Genomic DNA, 23,333 nt, shown 5'->3' on the forward strand with positions numbered 1-23,333 from the left:
ATGCCGCGACGCACCGGAACACCGGGTGCGAGCGGCGCCGTGTTGAGCAACTGAAAAAGGGAGGCACCTATGGACATCGACCTGGGGCTGCTGCGGACTGTCGAACGCGAGCGGGAGATTCCGTTCGAAGAACTGATCCGGATCATCGAGCAGGCCATCCTGACCGCCTACGCGAAGCACACGTCTCCCGACGGCGAACTCCCCGAGGGCGCCCGCGCTCAGCTCGACCGCAAGACCGGCCACGTCGCGGTCTACATCCCGCTCCGTGATGAGGACGACGTCATCATCGGCGAAGAAGAATCGACGCCCGACGACTTCGGCCGCATCGCCGCCTTCGCCGCGAAGCAGGTCATCAGCCAGCGTCTCCGCGACATCGCGGACGACGCCGTGCTCGGCGAGTTCAAGGGCAAGGAAGGCGACATCGTCGCGGGCGTCGTGCAGCAGGGGCCCAACCCGCGCATGGTGCACGTCGACCTCGGCACGATCGAGGCGATCCTCCCGCCCGAGGAGCAGGTGCCGGGTGAGAACTACGCGCACGGTTCGCGCCTCCGCGTCTATGTGACGTCGGTGTCGAAGGGCATGAAGGGCCCGCAGATCACCGTGTCCCGCACGCACCCGGGTCTCGTCCGCAAGCTCTTCGCACTCGAGGTTCCCGAGATCGCCTCCGGCGTCGTCGAGATCATCTCGCTCGCCCGCGAAGCCGGTCACCGCACCAAGATCGCCGTCAAGGCGAACGACCCCGCCGTCAACGCGAAGGGCGCCTGCATCGGCGAGCTCGGCCGCCGCGTCCGTGCCGTCACCGAGGAGCTCGGCGGCGAGAAGATCGACATCGTCGACTACGACGAGACTCTTCCGAAGTTCGTCGCGAACGCCCTGTCGCCGGCCAAGGTGACGTCGAGCTTCGTGCTCGACCAGGCTACGAAGGCCGTGCGGGCGCTCGTTCCCGATTACCAGCTTTCCCTGGCGATCGGCAAGGAAGGTCAGAACGCCCGGCTCGCGGCCAAATTGACCGGCGCCAAGATCGACATCCAGCCCGACAGCATTCTCGACGAGTCCTGACGCGGTAGGATGGAACCTGTTCGAACGTGCGTGGGATGCCGCGCGCGTGCCCCCCGGTCCTCGTTGCTCCGCATCGTGGCCAGGGACGGTGCCCTCGTCATCGACGAGAAGGCCGTCCTCCCGGGTCGGGGCGCGTGGGTGCATGACACGGACAGATGCGTGAGCACCGCGGTCAAGCGGCGCGCATTCGGACGCGCACTACGGGTATCCACCCCGCTGGACACAGCGGGACTGGATGCGCGGACCACCAGAGAATCCCTCCAGCGAAACGGCTGAACGGCTATGGACACAAAGTGAACGGCTCGAAATGAGACCCGTCCGCGATTGACGGTCCACCCTGTCCGGGGTGGGCCCCAGACAGGAGAATTGTGGCAAAACCACGCGTGCACGAGATCGCTTCCGAGCTCGGCGTCGACAGTAAAGTCGCCCTCGCGAAGCTGAAGGAGCTCGGCGAATTCGTCAAGAGCCCCTCATCCACCATCGAGCCCCCCGTGGCTCGCAAGCTCCGCGCCGCCCTCGAGGCGGAAGGCGTGAAGGCACCCGCCGCCGCCCCCGCGAAGCCCGCTACCAAGGCACCGGCATCCGGCGCGACCCCCGGACCCCGTCCGTCGGCGCCGAAGCCCGCCCCGGCTCCCGAGCCCGCTGCCCCGGCAGCGCCTGAGCGGCCCGCGGCCGCCGAGAAGCCCGCGGCGTCTGCACCGGCTCCCGCGCCTGCAGCTGCGGAGAGCGACGCTCCCAAGCCCGGCGGCACGCCCGCGCCGGGTGCGACCGGTTCGCAGCCGCCCCGTCCCGGCGGCGCCGCGCCGCGTCCCGGCAACAACCCGTTCGCCAGCGCACAGGGCATGGGTCAGCGTCCCGCCGGCCCCCGCCCCGGCAACAACCCCTTCGCTTCGGCGCAGGGGATGGGCCAGCGTCCGAGCCCCGGCAACATCCCGCGCCCTCAGGCCCCGCGTCCGGGTGCCCCGCGTCCGGGTGCGCCCCGTCCCGGTGGTGCTGGTCGCCCCGGTGGCGCAGGTCGTCCCGGTGCTCCGTTCCAGCAGCGTCCCGGCGGTCCCGGCCGTCCCGGCGGTGCCGGTGGTTTCGGTGCAGCCCGTCCCGGTGGTGCACCTGCCGGCGGTTTCGCCGGTCGTCCCGGCGGTGGTGGCGGTCGAGGCCGTGGCCCCGGCGGCGGCACGGCCGGTGCCTTCGGTAAGGGTGGCGGCAAGTCCAAGCAGCGCAAGTCGCGCCGGGCGAAGCGGCAAGAGTTCGAGATGCGGTCGGCGCCTGTCGTCGGCGGCGTCAACGTCTCCAAGGGCAACGGCGAGATCATCCGCCTGCGTCGCGGTGCGTCGATCTCGGACTTCGCTGACAAGCTCGAGGCCCTCCGCGGGTACAACGTCCAGCCCGGCACCCTGGTGACGATTCTCTTCAACCTCGGCGAGATGGCCACGGCCACCGAGTCGCTGGACGAGGCGACGTTCGAGATCCTCGGGGAGGAGCTCGGCTACAAGATCCAGATGGTCTCGCCCGAGGACGAGGACAAAGAGCTCCTCGAGGGCTTCGGTCTCGACCTCGAGGCCGAGCTGGAGGCGGAGAGCGAGGATGACCTCGAGATCCGTCCTCCCGTGGTCACCGTCATGGGCCACGTCGACCACGGTAAGACGCGACTGCTCGATGCGATCCGTCAGACCAACGTCGTCGGTGGTGAGGCGGGTGGCATCACCCAGCACATCGGTGCGTACCAGGTGTGGACCGAGCACGAGGGCATCGAGCGCGCGATCACCTTCATCGACACCCCGGGTCACGAGGCGTTCACCGCCATGCGTGCCCGTGGTGCGCAGGTGACCGACCTCGCGATCCTCGTGGTCGCGGCCGACGACGGCATCATGCCGCAGACGGTCGAGGCGTTGAACCACGCTCAGGCAGCCAACGTGCCGATCGTCGTCGCGGTCAACAAGGTCGACAAGCCCGACGCCAACCCGGCGAAGGTCCGTCAGCAGCTGACCGAGTACGGCCTCGTGGCAGAGGAGTACGGCGGCGACGTCATGTTCGTCGACGTCTCGGCTCGCCAGGGCACCAACATCCAGGAGCTTCTGGATGCCGTCCTGCTCACCGCCGACGCGGGTCTGGACCTCACGGCCAACCCGAACAAGGCGGCGCGTGGTGTCGCGATCGAAGCCAAGCTCGACAAGGGCCGCGGTTCGGTCGCCACGGTGCTGATCCAGTCCGGAACGCTGCGCATCGGTGACGCGATCGTCGCCGGCACGGCTTACGGCCGCGTCCGCGCCATGATCGACGAGAACGGCGATGCCGTGGACGAGGCGTACCCGTCGCGTCCCGTGCAGGTGCAGGGTCTGAACTCCGTGCCCCGCGCCGGCGACGTGTTCATCGTCACCGAAGAGGACCGCATGGCGCGCCAGATCGCTGAGAAGCGTGAAGCGGTCGAGCGCAACGCTCAGCTGGCCAAGGCCCGCAAGCGCATCTCGCTCGAGGACTTCACCCGCGCTCTCGAAGAGGGCAAGGTCGAGTCGCTCAACCTCATCATCAAGGGTGACGTCTCGGGTGCCGTTGAGGCCCTCGAGGAGTCGCTCCTCAAGATCGAGGTCGACGACAGCGTCCAGCTGCGCATCATCCACCGCGGTGTCGGTGCCGTCACCGAGTCGGACATCAACCTGGCGACGATCGACAACGCGATCGTCATCGGCTTCAACGTCCGACCCGACGCGAAGGCCCGCGAGCGTGCCGCCCGTGAGGGCGTGGACGTCCGGTTCTACTCGGTCATCTACAACGCGATCGACGACGTCGAGCAGTCCCTCCAGGGCATGCTCAAGCCGGAGTTCGAAGAGATCCAGTCGGGTGTCGCCGAGATCCGCGAGGTGTTCCGCTCCTCCAAGTTCGGCAACATCGCCGGTGTCATCGTCCGCTCCGGAACGATCACGCGAAACGCCAAGGCCCGCGTCATCCGCGACGGTGTGGTCCTGGCCGATGGCCTGGCCATCGAGTCGCTGCGTCGCTTCAAGGATGACGTCACCGAGGTCCGTACGGACTTCGAGGCCGGTATCGGTCTCGGCAAGTACAACGACATCCAGATCGGCGACGAGATCGAGACCACTGAAATGGTCGAGAAGCCGCGCGGCTGATCTGAGTCTGTTTGCTACGGCGATGGATGCCGCCGGGATAACGGGACCCTTGAGACCCCGACTATCCCGGCGACATCCATCGCCTCCGCACTTCCCCCGTCAGCCGACCGCGGGCGGGGAGAACAAGAGGAGAAAGACATGGCCGGAGAACGGCAGGCACGGCTGGCGGACCGCATCCGCGTCGTCATCGCGGAGCGCCTCGAGAAGGGGCTGCGCGACCCGCGGCTCGGATTCGTCACGATTACCGACGTCCGCGTGACGGGTGATCTGCAGCACGCATCCGTCTTCTACACCGTCTACGGCGATGACGAAGCGCGGACGGACTCCGCCGCGGCACTGAAGGCGGCGACCGGACTGCTCCGCAGCGAGGTCGGGCGTCAGCTCGGCACACGGCTCACTCCGAGCCTCGAGTTCATCCTCGACGCCCTCCCCGAGAACGCGGGACACATCGAGGAGCTTCTGCGCGCAGCGCGCGAGCGCGACGCCGAGGTCGCGGGCATCGCGGCATCCGGCACCTACGCCGGCGAAGCCGACCCGTACGTGAAGGCGCGCGAAGAAGACGAAGACTGACCCGCGTCAGCGCGGCAGATGCAGCATCCCGCCGGTGGCCTCGACCAGGCCGTCGGCGATGAGTGAGTCGATGGCCCGGTCCCGCTGACGCGGGTCGGGCCATTCGGCGATCACGTCCGCTGCGCGCGCGACGTGGTCGTCGGCATCCCGCAGCACCTTCAACACGGCGCCGCGGGCCTGCCGGTCGCTGCCCTCGTAGCGCGCCTGCTTGCGGCGCTCGTCGCCGGTGTCGGGATAACCCGCCGCTCGCCACGCGCAGGCGTCGGCGAGGGGGCAGACCTCGCAGCGAGGGGAGCGCGCCGTGCAGACGACGGCGCCGAGCTCCATCGCGGCCGCGTTGACGAGGGCGGCATCGTCGACGGCCTCGGGCAGGATCGCCGTCATCGCGGCGAGATCGGCCTTGGCGGGTGAGCCGGGCTGGGAGCGTCCGTCGACCGCGCGCGCGAGCACGCGTCGGGTGTTCGTGTCGACGACGGGATGCCGGTCGCCGTAGGCGAACACCGCGACCGCGCGAGCCGTGTAGTCACCGATGCCCGTGAGGGCGAGAAGCGCGTCGACGTCGCGGGGCACGACCCCGTCGTGACGATCGCGGATCTCCGTCGCCGCGCGGTGGAGCCAGAGCGCCCGACGCGGGTAGCCGAGGTTCGCCCACAGGCGCACCGCGTCCGCCGGGGGAGCGGCGGCGAGGTCGGCAGGGGTGGGCCAGCGCGTGAGCCACTCCTCGAGGCGCGGGATGACGCGGGCCACTGGAGTCTGCTGCAGCATGAACTCGCTCACGAGCGTGCCCCAGGCGCCGAAACCGTCGCGTCGCCACGGCAGGTCCCGGGCATTCTCGCGGTACCACGCGATCAGCGGCGGGGCGAGGTCGGGCACCGCTCCAGCCTAGGCTGGAACCCATGCAGCACAGCCAGGGGAGCGGCGGGATCCTCCTCGTCGACAAGCCGGGGGGCGTCACCAGCCACGACATCGTGGCGCGGGCCCGCCGCGCGTTGAACACGCGCAAGATCGGCCACGCCGGCACGCTCGACCCGATGGCGACCGGACTCCTCGTGTTGGGCATCGGGCACTCCACAAGGCTCCTCACTTACGTCGTGGGCCTCGACAAGACGTACGAGGCCACGATCCGCCTGGGGGTCACGACGGACTCCGATGACGCCGACGGAGTTGACACCTCCCGGACGGATGCCGCCCACGTCACCGACGAGGCGATCCAGGGTGGCATCCGCTCGCTGACCGGGCCGATGGCCCAGGTTCCGAGCACCGTGTCGGCGATCAAGGTCGGTGGACGCCGCGCGTACGACCTCGCACGCGCGGGCGTCGAGGTGGAGCTCAAGGCGCGCGACGTCGTCGTCAGCCGGTTCGAGGTTCGCGGCATCCATCGTCGCGACGGTGTCATCGACGTGGACGTCGTCGTGGACTGCTCGAGCGGCACCTACATCCGCGCCCTCGCCCGTGACCTCGGAGCCGACCTCGGCGTCGGCGGCCACCTCACGGCGCTCCGGCGCACGTGCGTCGGACCGTTCGACGTCTCCGACGCTGTCACCGAGTTGACCCCCGATGCGCCGCTGCAGGATGCCGCGGGTGTCGCGGCATCCCTGCTCGGCGCCTTCCCGGTCACCGCCGACGAAGCGCGCGATCTCCGTCACGGCAAGCGACTGCTCGGTGCCGCCGAACGACTGCAGGGGGAGACTCCGGCCGCGATCGCGCCCGACGGTGTGCTCGTCGGAATCGTCGGCCGGCGCGGCGACGACGTGAAGAGCCTCATGAACATGCCCGAGGAGCAGCAGCCGTGATCGCCTGGTTCACTGTCGCGCAGATCGTCGTCGCGTGCGCCGCGGGTCTGCTTTGCACCGTGCTGGGACTCGTCGGACGACGCCCGAGCGATCTGTCCGTCGGCACGCAGGCGCTCATCCTCGTGCTCCTGGTCGTGCAGGTGGTGATCGCGATCATCGCTCCGCTCGCGGGCAATCCGCCTACGGGCGACCTCCTCGAGTTCTGGGTGTACCTCGTATCGGCGGTGCTGATCCCGCCCGCGGCCGTCATCTGGGCGCTCATCGAGCGCAGCCGTTGGAGCACGGTGGTCATGGGATTCGCCGCGTTCGCGATCGCGATCATGGTGTGGCGCATGAACGTCATCTGGACCGTCCAGGTCGCCTGAGCGCGACACGGGCGGGACGGCGAGGGCACCCCGCGCCGGTCGTAGGATTGAGGTGCCATGCCTGAGACCGCGCCGCCCTCGACCGCTTCGTCGGCCGCATCCTCCTCGTCCCCTCGTCGGATGACCGGCATCGGGCGGGTCCTGGTCGTCGTGTACGCGATCATGGCGCTCGGAGCGACGGGACGCTCCTTCGTCCAGATCGTCCGGGACTTCGACGATGCGCCGCTCGCGTACTCGCTCTCGGCGCTCTCAGCGCTCGTCTACATCCTCGCGACCCTCGCCCTGATCTTCAGCGCGTCGGAGCGGTGGTACCGCGTCGCCTGGGCGGCCATCGTCTTCGAGCTCGTCGGGGTTCTGGTCGTCGGGACACTGTCGCTCACGCACCCCGAGCTGTTCAACCATCCGACGGTCTGGTCGGGCTACGGCATCGGGTACGTGCTGATCCCGCTCGTGCTGCCCTTCTTGGGTATCTGGTGGCTCGTCGCGCATCGCCACATCCGTCCGACGGAGGTGGCGGCATGATCGTCTTCCGCGACCCGATGGAGATCCCCGAGGGCTTCGGCCCGAGTGTCGTCGCGATCGGCAAGTTCGACGGTGTGCACTCCGGTCACCGCGCCGTCGTCGACCGTGCCCGGGTCACGGCGACGGATGCCGGGGCTCGCGTCGTCGCGGTCACCTTCGACCGTAACCCGCTCAGCCTGCTGCGTCCCGAGCGCTGCCCCGAGGCGCTCGTCAGCGTCGACCAGAAGATCGCGCTCCTCCGCGACGCCGGGGTCGACGCCGTCCTCGTCCTCCGCTTCGATGAGGCCCTCGCGGCGCTCGCGCCCGAGACCTTCGCCGAGCACATCCTGGTCGACGCGCTGGGCGCCGTCCGCGTCATGGTGGGCGCCGATTTCCGCTTCGGTCGCGGCGGAGTGGGGACCCCCGAGTTCCTCGTCGCCTTCGGGCAGGAGCACGGCTTCACCGTCGACGTCGTCGGTGACGTCCAGGGCGGCGGCCGCCGGGTCTCCTCGACGTGGGTGCGCGAACTGCTCGCCGCGGGCCAGGTCGAGGACGCTGCACGCCTCCTGGGACGACCCCACGCCGTCCGCGCCGAGGTCGTCCACGGTCTGAAGCGCGGCCGCGAGCTCGGCTACCCGACGGCGAACCTCGCCACGGAGGCCGAGGGCTTCATCCCCGCCGACGGCGTGTACGCCGGCTGGCTCGTCGACGAGGGGACGGATGCCGGTGGCTACGCCCCCGCGACCCGGTACGCCGCCGCGATCTCCGTCGGCACGAACCCCACGTTCGACGACGTTCCCGTCCGCCAGGTCGAGGCCTACGTCCTCGACGAGACGGGCCTCGACCTGTACGGACACATCGTGCAGGTGCAGTTCACCGCACGCGTCCGAGGCATGGTGCGCTTCGACGGCGTCGAGGCGCTGATCGCGCAGATGGATGCCGACGTCACCGCCGTTCGGTCTGCGCTGCAGTCCTGAGCCTCAGTACGAGGTGTCGTCCACGGCGCCGGTCGCGCCTGCTCCGGCATCCACTCGACGTGCTTCACCGAGGATGACGGCGCTGCCGCTCGTGCCGAGGCGCGTCGCGCCGGCATCGATCATGGCGAGGGCGTCGGCGTAGCTGCGGACTCCGCCGGACGCCTTCACCTGCACGTCGGCACCGACGGTGCGACGCATCAGCTCGACGTGGGGGACCGTCGCGCCGCCGCCGGCGAAGCCCGTGGAGGTCTTGACGAAGTGCGCGCCACCCGCTTCGGTGAGGCGGCTGCCTCGCTCGATCTGCTCGTCGTCGAGGAGGGCGGTCTCGAGGATCACTTTCGTCACGTGTCCGTCCGCAGCGTCGACGACCGCGCGGATGTCGGCGACGACCACGTCGTCGAAGCCGGAGCGGAGAGCGGCGATGTTGACGACCATGTCGACCTCGGCGGCGCCGTCGGCGATCGCCTGGCGGGTCTCGGCGACCTTCGCCGCGGTGGAGGTCGTGCCGTGGGGGAAGCCGATGACCGTGCCGACGGCCACGCCGGTGCCGGCCAGCCGCTCGACGGCGTGGGGGATGTCGCTCGGGCGCACGCAGACGCTGAAGACGCCCCACTCGGCCGCGATGTCGAGCTCTGCATCGACATCGGCACGAGTGAGCTCGGGCTTCAGGATCGCGTGGTCGATGGTGGCGGCGAGTTCACGTTCGGTGGGCATGCTCACCAGCGTACGCGTCCGCTCCGGTGCGGCGACGTGTCCCGCGTCCCGGACGCGCTAGACTGGCGCCTGAAGGATTCCTCCGTCGCCGCAGCTCGCAGAAGCGAGTACCCGCAGCCGGAGGATCCGAGGAACACACCTCGCCGCGACTCGTCCGTCGCGGTCCCGTAAGACGTCGTCACTGACGGCGATCGCCGGCATCCGCCGGTGTCACGCTCAGGAGGAGCATGCCGACCACGGCAGCCACCGCCCCCAAGACCGCCGCTCGGCGTCGCCGGGGATCATCGTCGCGTCGAGACGACGAAGCCCCCCTCATCCCGATCCTCGCCCGCAAGGTCCGCGAGGTCGAGGCGAAGGCGCAGCGCGGAAAGCTGGGGCCGACCAACCGCGTCAAGTTCCAGGTGATCGCCTTCCTCGTCCGCGAGGAACGCGCCCGTGTCAAGGCCGCGACCGACATCGCCGACGGCGCCCGCGCCGAGCTGCTCAAGCGGCTCGACGGTGTCGCGACGATCCTCGCCAAGACGGCAGCGCGCGACACTTCGCTGATCCAGCTGCTCGAGGTCGACCAGGCGACGTCGCCCGTCGCCCGTCGGATGCGGCGCGACTGGCTGATCGAATCGGGTGCCGATCTCCCCGAAGACGAGCTGATCATCACGGACGCGAAGCCGGCGCAGGCTCCGGTCGTTCCCGAGGGTGTCGTGGACCGTCAGGTGGTGCCTCCGCAGATCGAGGCGCGCAAGGAGTCCAATCCCTTCCTCGCCCCCGACAGCGCGCTCCGCGCCGCCGGTCCGACGCCGCGTCGTCGTCTCGACGGCTGGGAGCTCATGGGGCCCCTCTACAAGGCGTTCGAGATCGGTGCCGGTGGCGGTGCCGCCTCCATGGACCTGCCGCCTCTGCCCGAGTTCGATCGGCTGTCGCCCAAGGGCCTCGATGTCATGCCGCACCAGTCGCGGTTCCTCGAAGCCGTCCGCACCGGACACCGCAGCTTCCTCCTCGCCGACGAGCCGGGCCTCGGCAAGACCGCGCAGTCGGTGCTGGCGGCATCCGTCGCCAACGCGTACCCGCTGCTGGTCGTCGTCCCGAACGTCGTCAAGATGAACTGGGCGCGCGAAGTGCAGCGGTGGACCCCGCAGCGTCGCGCGACGGTCATCCAGGGCGACGGCGAGACGATGGACGCCTTCGCGGACATCTTCATCGTCAACTACGAGATCCTCGACCGTCACCTGTCGTGGCTCGGCTCGATCGGCCTCAAGGGCATGGTCGTCGACGAGGCCCACTTCATCAAGAACCTGACCTCGCAGCGCTCCCGGAACGTCCTGGCCCTCGCCGGACGCATTCGCGAGCAGGTGCGGGACCCGCTCCTGCTGGCGCTCACGGGTACCCCGCTCATCAACGATGTCGAGGACTTCGACGCCATCTGGCGTTTCCTCGGCTGGACCAACGGCGAGAAGCCCGGTCCCGACCTCATGGCCCGCCTCGACGAGACCGGCCTCACGCCGGCTGACAAGGCGTTCTATCCCGAGGCCCGCTCCGCCGTGATCTCGATGGGCATCGTCCGCCGGAAGAAGAAGGACGTCGCCGCCGACCTCCCCGACAAGCTCGTCGCTGACCTCCCCGTCGAGCTCGACGACGAGTTCGGTCGCTCGATCCGCGCCGCCGAGCGCGAGCTCGGTGACCGCCTGGCTGCAAAGTACCGCCGCATCCTCGAAGCGCGCGGCGACCGTGTCGTCCGCGGCGACGTCGACGAGGACATCGTGCGCCTCGTCGCCCATGGCGAGCTCGAAGAGGCGAAGGCAGCGGGCAGCGGCTCCGAGAACGTCTTCACGATGGTGCGCCGCATCGGCCAGGCGAAGGCGCATCTCGCCGCCGACTACGCGGTGCAGCTGCAGCGCTCGGTCGGCAAGGTGGTCTTCTTCGCCAAGCACATCGACGTGATGGATGCCGCCGAGGCGCACTTCGCATCGGCGGGGCTGCGCACCGTCTCGATTCGAGGCGACCAGACGACGCCGGTCCGCCAGCAGGCCATCGACGACTTCAACGGCCAGCCGGATGTTGCGATCGCCGTGTGTTCGTTGACGGCCGCCGGTGTCGGCCTCAACCTGCAGGCCGCGTCTAACGTCGTGCTCGCCGAGCTCAGCTGGACAGCAGCCGAGCAGACCCAGGCGATCGACCGCGTGCACCGGATCGGTCAGGGCGAGCCCGTCACCGCGTGGCGGATCATCGCGGCGCACACGATCGACACGAAGATCGCCGAGCTGATCGACAGCAAGCAGGGCCTCGCCCAGCGAGCCCTCGACGGTGACGCGGTCGACCCGACGTCCAGCGACTCCGTGCAGCTGTCGGCGCTGATGCACCTGCTCCGGCAGTCCCTCGGAGCCGCCTGAACGCGCTCCGCTGGCAGGCGCTGCCTCCGCGACGCTAGTGTCGTGGAGGCAGCGTCGCCCCCAGCATCAACCCGAATCACCAAAGGACGTCTCATGAAGATCGGTATCCTCACGAGCGGCGGCGACTGCCCCGGCCTGAACGCCGTCATCCGAGGCATCGTGCTGAAGGGCACGACGACCTACGACATCGAGTTCGTCGGGATTCGTGACGGCTGGCGCGGCGTCGTCGACGGTGATTTCTTCCCCCTCACCCGCCACGAGGTGAAGGGGTTGTCGAAGGTCGGCGGCACGATCCTCGGCACGAGCCGCACGAACCCCTACGAGGGCCCGCGCGGCGGGGCTGAGAACATCTCGAAGACCATGTACGGCCACCGCCTCGACGGCATCGTCGCGATCGGCGGCGAGGGCACCCTTGCGGCCGCCGACCGTCTCCACAAGGACGGCATCAACGTCCTGGGTGTGCCGAAGACGATCGACAACGACCTGCACGCGACCGACTACTCGTTCGGGTTCGACACGGCCGTCAACATCGCCACGGAGGCGATGGACCGCCTGCGCACGACCGGCGATTCGCACCAGCGCTGCATGGTCGCCGAGGTCATGGGCCGCCACGTCGGATGGATCGCTCTGCACTCCGGGATCGCCGCGGGTGCGCACGTCATCTGCATCCCCGAGAACCCGATGTCGATCGACGACATCGCCGAGCAGGTCACCAAGGCGCATGACCGCGGTCGCGCTCCCCTCGTCGTCGTGTCCGAGGGCTTCACGCTCACCGGCATGGACGAAGCGTTCAGCGACAAGGGACTCGACGCGTTCAACCGTCCCCGACTCGGCGGCATCAGCGAGATCCTCGCGCCCGAGATCGAGCGCATCACGGGCATCGAGACCCGCTCGACCGTCCTCGGTCACATTCAGCGCGGCGGCTCGCCTTCGGGCTTCGATCGTGTCCTCGCGACGCGACTGGGCCTCCACGCCGCCGACGCGATCGTCGACGGCGCATGGGGGCAGATGGTCGCCATGCAGGGCACCGAGATCGTCCGCGTCCCCTTCGCCGAGGCGCTGGGCTCGCTTCACACCGTGCCGCCGCACCGCTACGAAGAAGCCGCGGCGCTGTTCGGTTGACCCGCGCCGATCACAGGTCGCACACAACACCCCGGGGGAGCCAAGGCTCCACCCCGGGGTGTTTCGGTGTGATCTACGGCCCGCCCAGGCGGTCGCGACCTCCTCGAATCAGGCCTCGTCGGCCTTGGGCTGGAACGACAGTGACAGCGAGTTCATGCAGTACCGGTCGCCGGTCGGCGTGCCGAACCCGTCGGGGAACACGTGCCCCAGGTGCGAACCGCAGTTCGCGCAGCGCACCTCTGTGCGCACCATGCCGTGGCTGTTGTCCTCGATGAGTTCGACCGCCTCGGGACGTACGGACTCGTAGAAGCTCGGCCATCCGCAGTGCGAGTCGAACTTGGTTCCGCTCTGGAACAGCTCCGATCCGCACGCGGCGCAGGCGTACAGTCCGGCGCGGTCCTCGTCGAGGAGCTCGCCGGTCCAGGCGCGCTCCGTCCCGGCTTGGCGCAGGACGGCAAACTGCTCGTCCGTCAGTTCTTCACGCCACTGCTCGTCGGTCTTCTCCACGCGATAGCTCATGTGTTCTTCCTTCCCTCGTCCTATTCAACCGGACGAACCGCGCGGATGTTCCGCGGTGTCGCCCGATGTCGGTCGTACGGTGGGGGAGTGCCCCTTTCCGACCGTGATCGCGCCGTGCTCGACTTCGAGGCGCACTGGCACGGGCACTCGGGAGCGAAGGAGGAAGCGCTCCGGGCCGAGCTCGCGCTGACGCCCGCACGCTACTACCAGCTCTTGGGTCGCATCCTCGAATCCGCGGATGCCGTCGCCCACGACCCGGTCCTCGTCCACCGCCTGCGGCGCCTCCATGCCGCGCAGGAGCGCGAGCGTCGCAGCCGCGCCAGGGTCCTCCCGGCCTCGGCCCGGTAGCATTCTCGAGTGCCGTCTCCGACCTCCCCGCCCGAGCAAGAGCAGCCCGCCCCGACGGAACTCTCCGCCTCGACCGCGCGGCCCGCCATAAAGGACCGCTTCGACGACCTCCCCGCACGCACGTCGCGTGTCGGCGCGCACCGCGCGGAGGCCCCCCGCCTGCGCGTGGGTGTCATCGTGCTGTGGTCCGCCGTGGCGACCGTCGCCATCGTCGCCGCGGGTGTCTTCGGCACCTTGTTCGCGACGGGACGGCTCGATCTGGCCCAGGCGTCGAAGCCGAGCGGCACGTCGCAGGTGGTGGCTCCGAAGGTGGACACGTCCTACGAGGTGCTCGTCCTGAACGCGACGAGCGAGTCGGGCCTCGCCGCTCAGGTACGTGACAAGGTCGTCGCAGCCGGCTGGGCGAAGGCCGACGTCGAGACGAGCAACGCGAGCGAGACGGACTTCCCGACCACGACGGTCTATTACGGCGCCCGCGCTGACGAGGCCGCCGCGCGTGGGCTCGCTGACGCGATCGGCGGAGCCGAGGTCTCTCTCGACGACTCCTATCAGGTGGTCGCGCCGCCGGAGACGACCGCAGCGGGGGGCGCGAGCCGACCCCAGCTCGTGGTCATCGTGGGACTCGATTTCGGCACGGAATGACGCGGGTCGCGGCGGTGGCCGCCCTGCGTGTTTCGCCGTCGTAAACACTTCGGTTCCGGGGTGTCAACAAAGCCCGTAACGGCCTGTCGCAGCCTGACGGCGTGGTTAGCATTTCGATGTCCCACAGCTTCAGGAGATTCGCATGACCCAGGGAACCGTCAAGTGGTTCAACGCCGAGAAGGGCTTCGGCTTCATCACCCTCGGTGACGGACAGGACGTCTTCGTCCACTACTCCAACATCGACATGTCGGGCTTCCGCGTCCTCGAAGAGGGCCAGGCGGTCGAGTTCACCGTCGGCAGCGGGCAGAAGGGCCCGCAGGCCGAGTCCGTCCGCGTCGTCGCCTGATCCTCGACGTGGGCTGCCCCGACGCAGCACCCGCAGCGCGCTCCGCTAGTCTGCACGCGTGACCCGTCTCGCTGCCCCGCGCCTGTCCGCACTGGTGATCCTCGCGGTGCTGGCCGGCCCGCTCTCCGCGTGCACGCCCTCGCCCGAGGCTTCCGGAACGCCCTCGCCCGTGGCGACCTCGGAGCGTCCGCAGTCCACCCCGACCCCGACGCCACCGCCACCGCCACCGCCTACGACCGTGTCGGCGCCGTTGCGGGGGACGGAGATGAGTGTGGCGGATGCCCGGCGCCCCGCGCTCTCGGTGAAGATCGACAACCACTACGACGCGAGGCCGCAGTACGGGATCGACCGGGCGGACATCGTCGTCGAGGAGCTCGTCGAGGGCGGGCTCACCCGCTACGTCGCCACCTGGCATTCCGACCTGCCGGCGGAAGTAGGACCGGTGCGGAGCATCCGCCCGATGGATCCCGACATCGTCTCCCCGCTGGGCGGCATCATCGCCTACTCCGGCGGTCGTGCCCAGTTCGTCTCGATGATGCAGAAGAGCGGACTGCACAACGCCGTGCACGGCGGCGCGGACGACCGGTTCATGTACCGCACCGGGGAGCGTCGCGCACCTCACAACGTCATCCTGAAAGCGCCCCAGCTGGTCGCGGCATACGACGACCTCGCCGCGCCGAAGGCTCAGTTCCGTTACACGGAGACGGGGGCGGCTCCGCTGTCCGGAACGAAGTCGGCCGGGATCGATCTCACGTTCTCGAGGGTGTCACCCCGTTCCTGGACGTGGGACCAGAAGTCGTCGACCTACGTGCGCTCCCAGCACGGTCGGGCCGACACCGCTGCCGGCGGTACACGCATCGCGGCGACGAACGTCCTCGTGCTGCGCGTCTCGATCGACGGGCGCTACGGCGATGTCCCGAAGACCGTCCTCGTCGGCTCCGGCAAGGGCACACTGTCCACAGGGGGATACGCCATGCCCGTCGTGTGGTCCAAGGAGTCACGGACGGCGCCGATCGTCCTGAAGGATGCCGCGGGCAGCGAGGTTCCACTGGGGATCGGGAAGACCTGGGTCGAGCTCGTTCCCACCGCGGGCGGCGTCGCGATCCGCTGACCTCCGATCGGCTTGCACTCCCTAGGGTCGAGTGCCAGAATGATTTAGCACTCACTCATCCTGAGTGCCAGAACGATCCCGCTCCCAGTCCCTGGGGGCACGGTACTGAACCTCACGTCCGGGAGGGACGACACACTTATGGCAAAGATCATCGCTTTCGACGAAGAGGCCCGCCGCGGCCTCGAGCGCGGCCTCAACATCCTGGCCGACGCCGTCAAGGTGACGCTCGGCCCCCGTGGCCGCAACGTCGTGCTCGAGAAGAAGTGGGGCGCCCCCACGATCACGAACGACGGCGTGTCGATCGCCAAGGAGATCGAGCTCGACGACCCGTTCGAGAAGATCGGCGCGGAGCTCGTCAAGGAGGTCGCCAAGAAGACCGACGACGTCGCCGGTGACGGCACGACGACGGCCACCGTCCTGGCTCAGGCGCTCGTCCGCGAGGGTCTGCGTAACGTCGCAGCCGGCGCCGACCCCATCTCCCTGAAGAAGGGCATCGAGAAGGCCGTCAAGGCTCTCTCCGACGAGCTGCTCGCAGGCGCGAAGGAGATCGAGACCAAGGACCAGATCGCGGCGACGGCATCCATCTCGGCTGCCGACCCCGAGATCGGCGCCCTGATCGCCGAGGCCATCGACAAGGTGGGCAAGGAAGGCGTCGTCACCGTCGAGGAGTCCAACACCTTCGGCACCGAGCTCGAGCTCACCGAGGGCATGCGCTTCGACAAGGGGTACATCAACCCGTACTTCGTCACCGACGCCGACCGTCAGGAAGCGGTCTTCGAAGACCCCTACATCCTGATCGCGAACCAGAAGATCTCGAACATCAAGGACCTTCTGCCCGTCGTCGACAAGGTGATCCAGGACGGCAAGGAGCTCCTCATCATCGCTGAGGACGTCGAGGGCGAAGCCCTTGCGACCCTCGTGCTGAACAAGATCCGCGGCATCTTCAAGTCTGCTGCCGTCAAGGCTCCCGGCTTCGGCGACCGTCGCAAGGCTCAGCTCCAGGACATCGCGATCCTCACCGGCGGCCAGGTCATCACCGAGGAGGTCGGTCTCAAGCTCGAGAACGCCACCCTCGACCTGCTCGGCCGTGCTCGCAAGGTCATCATCACGAAGGATGAGACCACGATCATCGAGGGTGCCGGCGACGCTGCGCAGATCGAGGGTCGCGTGACCCAGATCCGCCGCGAGATCGAGAACACCGACAGCGACTACGACCGCGAGAAGCTCCAGGAGCGTCTCGCCAAGCTTGCCGGTGGCGTTGCCGTCATCAAGGCCGGCGCGGCGACCGAGGTCGAGCTCAAGGAGCGCAAGCACCGCATCGAGGACGCCGTTCGCAACGCGAAGGCAGCAGTCGAAGAGGGCATCGTCCCCGGTGGTGGCGTCGCGCTCATCCAGGCTGGCGAGAAGGCTTTCGCCAAGCTGGAGCTCGTCGGTGACGAGGCGACCGGTGCGAACATCGTCAAGGTGGCCATCCAGGCTCCCCTGAAGCAGATCGCTCTCAACGCCGGCCTCGAGCCGGGCGTCGTGTCGAACCGGGTCGCCGAGCTTCCCGCCGGCCAGGGCCTGAACGCTGCGACCGGCGAGTACGTCGACATGTTCGCCGCGGGCATCATCGACCCGGCCAAGGTCACGCGCTCGGCGCTGCAGAACGCAGCCTCGATCGCCGGCCTGTTCCTCACCACCGAGGCAGTCGTGGCCGACAAGCCCGAGAAGGCGTCGGCTCCGGCTGGCGACCCGACCGGTGGCATGGACTTCTGATCCACCGCTGAGTACGACGAAGGGCCCCTCCTCCGGGAGGGGCCCTTCGTCGTTCCCGGGTCGCCGTTCCCGGCTGCGTCAGCGGAACATACCCGCGGCGGCCATCTCGGTCTGCGCGTACTGCTGACCGACGGTCCCGAGCGCCGTGCTGATGTCTGCGAGAGCGGCATCCAGCTCTCGCTGCGCGGCGCGCCAGCGCTCGACGACGGACTGGAAGGCGACCGACGCGCTGCCGGTCCACGACCCTTGCAGCTGCGTGAGGTGCCCGAGCATCGCGGCGGTCTCGGACTGCACCCGGTCGCCCGTCGCCCGGATCGTGGAAGTGGCGGCGAGGACGGCGTCGCTGTCGACGGTGAAGGCGGTCATGACGGTTCCTTTCGAATGAGATGCCGCCACGCTAGGAACCCCGAACGGCATCCGCAGCGGGCCCCACGCCTCTGGGGATGATCCCGTGCGTCGGCATCCTGGGGAGGAACCGGGCTCAGTCCTCGGTGCGGGCGGCGCGGGGGAGCGGCTGGGTCGCCAGGTCCACTGCTTCGCCGGCTGTCGCCCGGTCGATCGCGAGGGGGAGTGAGACCGTGAACGTCGCGCCGCCACCGGGGGTGTCGGTGACGTCGATCGTGCCCTGAAGCGTCGCGACGATCGAGGCGACGATCGAGAGCCCCAGTCCCGAGCCGCCGGTCTCGCGGGTGCGCGAGGAATCGGCACGCCAGAAGCGTTGGAAGATCTTGCTCCGGATCTGCTCCGGCACGCCCTCGCCGTGATCGGCGACGGAGATCCAGCCGCGTGCCGAGTCGAGGTCAGCGCCCACGAACAGCTCGATCGGTGAGCCCGGGGGCGTGTAGCGCCGGGCGTTGCCGAGGAGGTTCGCGACGACCTGGCGGATGCGATTCTCGTCGCCGAGCACGATCGGCGTGACACTCAGCGGCGGCTGCATCAGCACCGGCTCGGTCTCGAGCGTGGGGGACGCGGCATCCGTTCGAGGACGGCGTCGAAGAAGGCGCCCCGCGCCCGCGATCCCACCGCTCCGCTTCTTGGGGGAGGGATCCTGCGCGGCGAATACCGCGATCGGGACCGTGGAGGTGGGGGTGTGGCCGGTGAACGTGACTTCACGGTCGGGGGACGCGGCGCGCGCGTCGAGAGCGGCATCCCTCGCGATGGGGCGCAGATCGATCGGAACGACGGCGACATCGCGCTGCTCGTCGAGACGGGCGAGGGCGAGGAGGTCTTCGACGAGGGCGCCCATCCGGATCGCCTCCTTCTCGATGCGCTCCATGGCCTGCGCGGTCTGTTCGGGGTCGCCGATGGCGCCCATGCGGTACAGCTCGGCGTAGCCGCGCACGGTGACGAGGGGCGTGCGGAGTTCGTGGCTCGCGTCACCGATGAAACGCCGCATCCGTTCGACGGTTGAGTCGCGCTCGCCGAGGGCTTCGTCGATGCGTTCCAGCATCACGTTGATCGCCGTCTTCAGTCGCCCGACCTCGGTGCCCGGCGCGATGTCGCTCATGCGCTGACTGAAATCGCCCTTCGCGATCGTCATCGCGGTCGACTCCACCTGCCCGAGGCCGCGGAAGGCGAGGGTCACGAGGCCGCGGGTCAGAATCGCGCTGCACACGATGGTGAAGAGCGCCAGTGCCGTGTAGATGCCGATGTAGTTGGCGACAGTGCGGTTCACGTCGTTCAGGGGAAGTGCGACGAGCTGCGTGTAGTACTCGCGCGAACCTGCGATCGGCAGGGTGTCGACACTCGCCCGGTACCGCACGGTGCCGTCGGCCGATGTGAGGTCGAAGGGGGTGGTGCCGTCGAGCACGGTCTGGTCGAGGGCGAACGTCTCGGGGAACGCCGGCGGGGAGAGCGATGCGTCGCCGCCGGCGACCGCGAGGCGCTCTCCCTCGCCCTTGCCGCTGTAGACGGCGACGGAGAAGTCGGTCGGAGCGGCTGCGATCGGTGTGAACGTCGCCTCGCCGTCGTCGAGCGTCACGTTCATGAGGTTGCTGGCGATGTCGGTCGTGACGGTCTGCGTCAGCGACTGGTCGACGGCGCCGAGCTGGGCGTTGCGGAGGAAGATCATGGTCCCGACGCCTGCGGCGATCATGCCGAAGGCGAGGATGCTGACGGTCACCCCGGTGACTTTGGTGCGCAGGCTGAGGCCACGCCACCAGTGGGTGACGCGGTCCTGCGATGCCGTCGGGCCCAGGGGGCGCCTCCGTTCAGGCGGTGCGGTCGGCCTTCAGCATGTATCCGAAGCCCCGCTTGGTCTGGATGAGCGGCTCGGAGGAGTGCGGATCGATCTTGCGGCGGAGGTACGAGATGTAACTCTCGACGATGCCGGCGTCGCCGTTGAAGTCGTACTCCCACACGTGGTCGAGGATCTGCGCCTTGCTGAGCACCCGGTTCGGGTTGAGCATCAGGTAGCGGAGCAGCTTGAACTCGGTGGGGGAGAGGTCGATCGAGACATCGCCGACCTGGACGTCGTGGGTGTCCTGGTCCATCGTGATCTCGCCGGCCTTGATGATCGAGTCCTCGTCGGCCTGCATGGTCCGGCGGAGGATGGCCTGGATGCGGGCGACGATCTCGTCGAGGCTGAACGGCTTCGTGACGTAGTCGTCGCCGCCGGAGTTCAGGCCCTCGATCTTGTCCTCGGTGGCATCCTTCGCCGTCAGGAAGAGGATGGGGGCGGTATAGCCCGCCCCTCGGAGACGCTTCGTGACGCTGAACCCGTTCATGTCGGGGAGCATGACGTCGAGGATGATCAGATCGGGTTCCTCTTCGAGGACAGCCGAGATGGTCTGGGCGCCGTTCGCGACGGCACGGACCTGGTATCCGGCGAACCGGAGGCTGGTGACGAGCAGGTCCCGGATGTTCGGCTCGTCGTCCACGACGAGGATTCGTGCAGCGGTCATGAGCCCATACTGGCACCGGAATCAATCGGTTTGCTGGACATTCCGGTTCCGGGTTGCTCCGGGGTACGATCCCTGGCCACGGTGAGACAGGATGGAATGGTGACTGTCCCGCAGCCCGTCCCCGTTCCGTACCGACCCGCGTCGACGTTGCCCGCCGATGTCACCGGGCCGGGCGCCGCCTTCCACCGGCTGCTGTTCGCGCGCCAGCGTCGCGGCTGGTGGACGCCGCTCGCCACGGGGGCGATCGGGGTCGTTCTCTACCTCATCGTGAGTACTGTCATCGGTCTCGTCTTCGCGCTGGGTGTCCTGGCGTGGGATCCCTCCGCCGACATCTTCACGCTGACGGACCGGCTGTTGACCATCGACGTGACCGACCCCGTCGGGCTGGCCGTCATCCTGCTGTCGCTCGCGGTGATGTGGCCCATCTACCTCCTGTCATCGTTCCTCGTGAACGGTCGCCGCGTCGGACACATCTCCTCGGTGGCGGGTCGGCTCCGCTGGAAGTGGCTGCTGCTCTGCGCCGGCGCGGCAGTCGTCGTCTACGTCGTCATCTCCGCCCTGTCGTTCCTCCTGCCGGCGGATGAAGGATCGGAGGGCAACCTGGTCTCACCCGCGGAGAACCCCGCGTTCGTGGCATCCCTTCTCGTCGTCCTCCTGCTCGTGCCGTTCCAGGCGGCGGCGGAGGAGTTCGTCTTCCGCGGATACCTCATGCAGACCGTGGGGCGCTGGCTGAAGCACCCCGCATGGGCGATCCTGCTGCCCGTGCCGCTGTTCGTCCTGGGGCACATGTATGACTGGGTGGGGCAGGCGAGCGTCGGCGTGTTCGCCATCGCCGCAGGGTGGCTGACCTGGCGCACCGGTGGGCTCGAGGCGGCCATCGCCCTGCACATCGTGAACAACCTCGCCGCGTTCGGCTTCTCTGTCTTCGGCCTCAGCGACGCTGCGGCGACCGACACGAGCATCGTCAGCCTGGTGTCGTCCGTCGTCATGATCGGCGCTTTCGTCGGCGTCGTCGAATGGCTCTGGCGTCGTGGCGACGGCCGGCGCACGCTGCGCCTCACACCCCCGCCGGAGCCTGTCTACGCCCCGCCGGTGTACGGCCAGCCGCCGGTCTACGGGCAGCCACCGGTCTACGGGCAGCCGCCGGTGTACGGGCAGCCGCCCGTCTACGGGCAGCCGCCCGTCTACGGTCAGGCGCCTATGTACGGCCAGCCGCCGGTCTATGGCCAGCCGCCGGCTGTCGATCCGACACCGGCGCCGGCGCCGGCGCCCTACGACGGTCCGCCGCTCGAACCGCACCAGGCGCCGCGGTGGGGCGAGTACGCTCCCACGCCGGACTCGACGCCCAGCCCCGACCCGACGGCTCCGTTCGAAAGCGGCTCCGGGTGGTCAGGATCGGACGCTGGTGGCTCCGACGGATCGTCGGGCTCGTCGTCCTCTGACTGACGTGATCGCTCAGGCGGCGCGGACGTTGTCCGCGTCGAGGATTGTGTAGCTGTAGCCCTGCTCCGCGAGGAACCGCTGACGGTTCTGAGCGAAGTCCTGGTCGACGGTGTCGCGCGCGATCAGCGTGTAGAAGCTTGCCTTGTGCCCGTTCGACTTGGGACGCAGGAGGCGTCCGAGTCGCTGCGCCTCTTCCTGGCGGGACCCGAATGAGCCCGACACCTGGATTGCGACGGATGCGTCGGGCAGGTCGATGGAGAAGTTGGCTACCTTCGACACGACGAGCACGGGAATGCGCGCGTGCCGGAAGTCGTCGAACAGCACCTCGCGCTCATCGACCGGCGTCGAGCCGGTGATCTTCGGTGCACCCAACGCCTCGGCGAGCACATCGATCTGATCGAGGTACTGACCGATCACCAGGATCTGCTCGCCCTCGTGCTTGGCGACCAGATCGCGCACGACGTCGATCTTCGCGTGAGCCGTCGCCGCCAGGCGGTAGCGCTCGTCGTCGGCGGAGGCCGCGTACTCGAGCCGATCGGATGCCGGGAGGTCGATACGGACCTCGTAGCAGACAGCGGGGGAGATGAAGCCCTGGGCCTCGATCTCCTTCCACGGGGCGTCGAAGCGCTTGGGCCCGATGAGGCTGAAGACGTCGCCCTCCCGGCCGTCCTCGCGGACGAGCGTCGCGGTGAGGCCGAGGCGCCGGCGCGCCTGCAGATCGGCGGTGAGCTTGAACACCGGCGCGGGGAGCAGGTGTACCTCGTCGTACACGATGAGGCCCCAGTCGAGGGCGTCGAGCAGCGCGAGGTGGGCGTACTCGCCCTTCCGCTTCGCCGTGAGGATCTGGTAGGTCGCGATCGTGACCGGCTTGACCTCCTTGACCTGGCCCGAGTACTCGCCGATCTCCTCAGGTGTGAGCGAGGTGCGCTTGAGCAGCTCGTCGCGCCACTGGCGGGCGCTGACGGTGTTGGTCACGAGGATGAGCGTCGTGGTCTTCGTGTCGGCCATCGCCGCAGCTCCGACGAGCGTCTTGCCGGCGCCGCAGGGGAGCACGACGACGCCTGATCCGCCCTCGCTGAAGATGTCGACGGCCTTCCGCTGGTAGGGGCGGAGCGACCAGCCGTCCTCGTGCAGCTCGATCTCGTGCGGCGTTCCGGGGGTGAAGCCGGCGTGGTCTTCGGCGGGCCAGCCGATCTTCAGGAGCTCCTGCTTGATCTGTCCGCGGGCCCAGGCATCGATGACATAGGTGTCGGGAGTCGGGTGGGCGATGAGAAGCGGCTGGATGCGGCGGTTCCGCGCGATCTCGGAGAGCACGGGCTTGTCGGTCGAGCGAAGGATGAGGGTGCCCTCGTCGTCGCGCTCGATGATCAGACGGCCGTAGCGTCCGACGGTCTCGCGGATGTCGATCGACACCGACGGCGGAACGGGGAACTTGGCCCAGCGCTCCAGGGTCGCGAGCATGTCCTCCGCATCGTGGCCGGCGGCCCGCGCATTCCACAGTCCCAGGCGCGTGACGCGGTAGGTGTGGATGTGTTCGGGGGCGCGCTCGAGTTCGGCGAAGATCGCCAGCTCGTGACGCGCGTTCTCCGCGTCGGGGTGCGCCACTTCGAGCAGCACGGTGCGGTCGCTCTGGACGATGAGGGGGCCGTTAGCCATAGC

23 protein-coding genes are annotated in these 23,333 nt (G+C 68.9%); 16 read left to right on the forward strand and 7 right to left on the reverse strand.

What is annotated here, in order from left to right; genetic code table 11:
* Nucleotides 1-69 precede the first annotated feature (69 nt).
* The 4 genes from nusA (at nucleotide 70) to rbfA (ending at nucleotide 4,748) form a co-directional block, all read left to right on the forward strand.
* Nucleotides 70-1,059, forward strand: a complete 990-nt coding sequence (gene nusA / locus MO1_RS04490) for a transcription termination factor NusA (RefSeq protein WP_036311820.1) — start codon at nucleotides 70-72, stop codon at nucleotides 1,057-1,059.
* Between the two features lie 9 nt (nucleotides 1,060-1,068).
* Nucleotides 1,069-1,335 (forward strand): YlxR family protein, encoded by a 267-nt coding sequence (locus MO1_RS14430; protein WP_076707964.1) that lies wholly within the window; start codon nucleotides 1,069-1,071, stop codon nucleotides 1,333-1,335.
* A gap of 92 nt (nucleotides 1,336-1,427) precedes the next feature.
* Nucleotides 1,428-4,178, forward strand: a complete 2,751-nt coding sequence (infB, locus tag MO1_RS04495) for a translation initiation factor IF-2 (protein WP_174520545.1) — start codon at nucleotides 1,428-1,430, stop codon at nucleotides 4,176-4,178.
* A 138-nt stretch (nucleotides 4,179-4,316) separates the two neighbouring features.
* Complete coding sequence (gene rbfA / locus MO1_RS04500; RefSeq protein ID WP_036311824.1) at nucleotides 4,317-4,748, forward strand: 30S ribosome-binding factor RbfA; 432 nt, start codon at nucleotides 4,317-4,319, stop codon at nucleotides 4,746-4,748.
* A 6-nt stretch (nucleotides 4,749-4,754) separates the two neighbouring features.
* On the opposite strand, the gene MO1_RS04505 is transcribed toward rbfA, so the two are convergent.
* Nucleotides 4,755-5,621 carry an iron-sulfur binding domain-containing protein gene (locus MO1_RS04505; RefSeq protein WP_060915318.1) on the reverse strand — a complete coding sequence of 289 codons (867 nt, stop codon included), beginning with the start codon at nucleotides 5,619-5,621 and terminating at the stop codon, nucleotides 4,755-4,757.
* A gap of 23 nt (nucleotides 5,622-5,644) precedes the next feature.
* Here MO1_RS04505 and truB point away from each other — a divergent pair, with 23 nt between their 5' ends.
* Genes truB through MO1_RS04525 form a run of 4 tightly spaced genes read left to right on the forward strand, consistent with a single transcriptional unit; the run spans nucleotide 5,645 to nucleotide 8,384 of the window.
* Nucleotides 5,645-6,541, forward strand: coding sequence for a tRNA pseudouridine(55) synthase TruB (gene truB, locus MO1_RS04510; RefSeq protein ID WP_060915319.1), 897 nt, complete (start codon nucleotides 5,645-5,647; stop codon nucleotides 6,539-6,541).
* Nucleotides 6,538-6,906, forward strand: a complete 369-nt coding sequence (locus MO1_RS04515; protein ID WP_036311832.1) for a hypothetical protein — start codon at nucleotides 6,538-6,540, stop codon at nucleotides 6,904-6,906. Before truB ends, MO1_RS04515 begins: the two co-directional genes overlap by 4 nt.
* Nucleotides 6,907-6,963: 57 nt before the next feature.
* Entirely contained in the window at nucleotides 6,964-7,428 is a 465-nt protein-coding gene (locus MO1_RS04520; RefSeq protein ID WP_060915320.1) for a hypothetical protein, read from the forward strand.
* Complete coding sequence (locus MO1_RS04525) at nucleotides 7,425-8,384, forward strand: bifunctional riboflavin kinase/FAD synthetase (protein ID WP_060915321.1); 960 nt, start codon at nucleotides 7,425-7,427, stop codon at nucleotides 8,382-8,384. The genes MO1_RS04520 and MO1_RS04525 overlap by 4 nt, the downstream gene beginning before the upstream one ends.
* A gap of 3 nt (nucleotides 8,385-8,387) precedes the next feature.
* Here the strand turns inward: MO1_RS04525 and deoC are convergent, their stop codons facing one another.
* Complete coding sequence (gene deoC / locus MO1_RS04530) at nucleotides 8,388-9,098, reverse strand: deoxyribose-phosphate aldolase (RefSeq protein WP_036311841.1); 711 nt, start codon at nucleotides 9,096-9,098, stop codon at nucleotides 8,388-8,390.
* Nucleotides 9,099-9,325: 227 nt separating this feature from the next.
* Between deoC and MO1_RS04535 the strand changes: the two genes are divergently transcribed.
* Nucleotides 9,326-11,482: a DEAD/DEAH box helicase gene (locus tag MO1_RS04535; protein WP_036311844.1), complete on the forward strand. Its 2,157-nt coding sequence runs from the start codon at nucleotides 9,326-9,328 to the stop codon at nucleotides 11,480-11,482.
* A 93-nt stretch (nucleotides 11,483-11,575) separates the two neighbouring features.
* Nucleotides 11,576-12,604: an ATP-dependent 6-phosphofructokinase gene (locus MO1_RS04540; RefSeq protein ID WP_036311846.1), complete on the forward strand. Its 1,029-nt coding sequence runs from the start codon at nucleotides 11,576-11,578 to the stop codon at nucleotides 12,602-12,604.
* Between the two features lie 108 nt (nucleotides 12,605-12,712).
* Here the strand turns inward: MO1_RS04540 and msrB are convergent, their stop codons facing one another.
* Nucleotides 12,713-13,123 (reverse strand): peptide-methionine (R)-S-oxide reductase MsrB, encoded by a 411-nt coding sequence (gene msrB, locus MO1_RS04545; protein ID WP_036311848.1) that lies wholly within the window; start codon nucleotides 13,121-13,123, stop codon nucleotides 12,713-12,715.
* 87 nt (nucleotides 13,124-13,210) lie between these two features.
* Between msrB and MO1_RS04550 the strand changes: the two genes are divergently transcribed.
* From MO1_RS04550 to groL, 5 genes are all read left to right on the forward strand, one after another.
* Nucleotides 13,211-13,471: a DUF3263 domain-containing protein gene (locus MO1_RS04550; protein WP_036311851.1), complete on the forward strand. Its 261-nt coding sequence runs from the start codon at nucleotides 13,211-13,213 to the stop codon at nucleotides 13,469-13,471.
* A 9-nt stretch (nucleotides 13,472-13,480) separates the two neighbouring features.
* Entirely contained in the window at nucleotides 13,481-14,113 is a 633-nt protein-coding gene (locus MO1_RS04555) for a LytR C-terminal domain-containing protein (RefSeq protein WP_036311853.1), read from the forward strand.
* Between the two features lie 142 nt (nucleotides 14,114-14,255).
* Nucleotides 14,256-14,459 (forward strand): cold-shock protein, encoded by a 204-nt coding sequence (locus MO1_RS04560; protein ID WP_036311856.1) that lies wholly within the window; start codon nucleotides 14,256-14,258, stop codon nucleotides 14,457-14,459.
* A gap of 58 nt (nucleotides 14,460-14,517) precedes the next feature.
* The gene (locus tag MO1_RS04565; RefSeq protein ID WP_152540146.1) at nucleotides 14,518-15,570 is read left to right on the forward strand and encodes a DUF3048 domain-containing protein; all 1,053 of its coding nucleotides are present in this window, start codon (nucleotides 14,518-14,520) and stop codon (nucleotides 15,568-15,570) included.
* A gap of 138 nt (nucleotides 15,571-15,708) precedes the next feature.
* Nucleotides 15,709-17,328 (forward strand): chaperonin GroEL, encoded by a 1,620-nt coding sequence (groL, locus tag MO1_RS04570; protein WP_036311861.1) that lies wholly within the window; start codon nucleotides 15,709-15,711, stop codon nucleotides 17,326-17,328.
* A 78-nt stretch (nucleotides 17,329-17,406) separates the two neighbouring features.
* Here groL and MO1_RS04575 read toward each other — a convergent pair whose 3' ends face one another.
* The 3 genes from MO1_RS04575 to MO1_RS04585 form a co-directional block, all read right to left on the reverse strand.
* Entirely contained in the window at nucleotides 17,407-17,694 is a 288-nt protein-coding gene (locus MO1_RS04575) for a WXG100 family type VII secretion target (RefSeq protein ID WP_036311864.1), read from the reverse strand.
* Nucleotides 17,695-17,809: 115 nt separating this feature from the next.
* On the reverse strand, nucleotides 17,810-19,450 hold the full coding sequence (locus MO1_RS04580; RefSeq protein ID WP_036311866.1) for a sensor histidine kinase: 1,641 nt from the start codon (nucleotides 19,448-19,450) through the stop codon (nucleotides 17,810-17,812).
* A gap of 88 nt (nucleotides 19,451-19,538) precedes the next feature.
* A complete protein-coding gene (locus tag MO1_RS04585; protein ID WP_036311868.1) occupies nucleotides 19,539-20,231 on the reverse strand; it encodes a response regulator transcription factor in 693 nt (230 codons plus the stop codon).
* 96 nt (nucleotides 20,232-20,327) lie between these two features.
* Between MO1_RS04585 and MO1_RS14945 the strand changes: the two genes are divergently transcribed.
* On the forward strand, nucleotides 20,328-21,677 hold the full coding sequence (locus MO1_RS14945) for a CPBP family intramembrane glutamic endopeptidase (RefSeq protein ID WP_303621046.1): 1,350 nt from the start codon (nucleotides 20,328-20,330) through the stop codon (nucleotides 21,675-21,677).
* Between the two features lie 9 nt (nucleotides 21,678-21,686).
* Here the strand turns inward: MO1_RS14945 and MO1_RS04595 are convergent, their stop codons facing one another.
* Nucleotides 21,687-23,330 carry a DNA repair helicase XPB gene (locus MO1_RS04595; RefSeq protein ID WP_060915322.1) on the reverse strand — a complete coding sequence of 548 codons (1,644 nt, stop codon included), beginning with the start codon at nucleotides 23,328-23,330 and terminating at the stop codon, nucleotides 21,687-21,689.
* Nucleotides 23,331-23,333 lie beyond the last annotated feature (3 nt).

The sequence above is a fragment of the Microbacterium oleivorans NBRC 103075 genome, assembly GCF_001552475.1.
GTDB lineage: Bacteria > Actinomycetota > Actinomycetes > Actinomycetales > Microbacteriaceae > Microbacterium > Microbacterium oleivorans.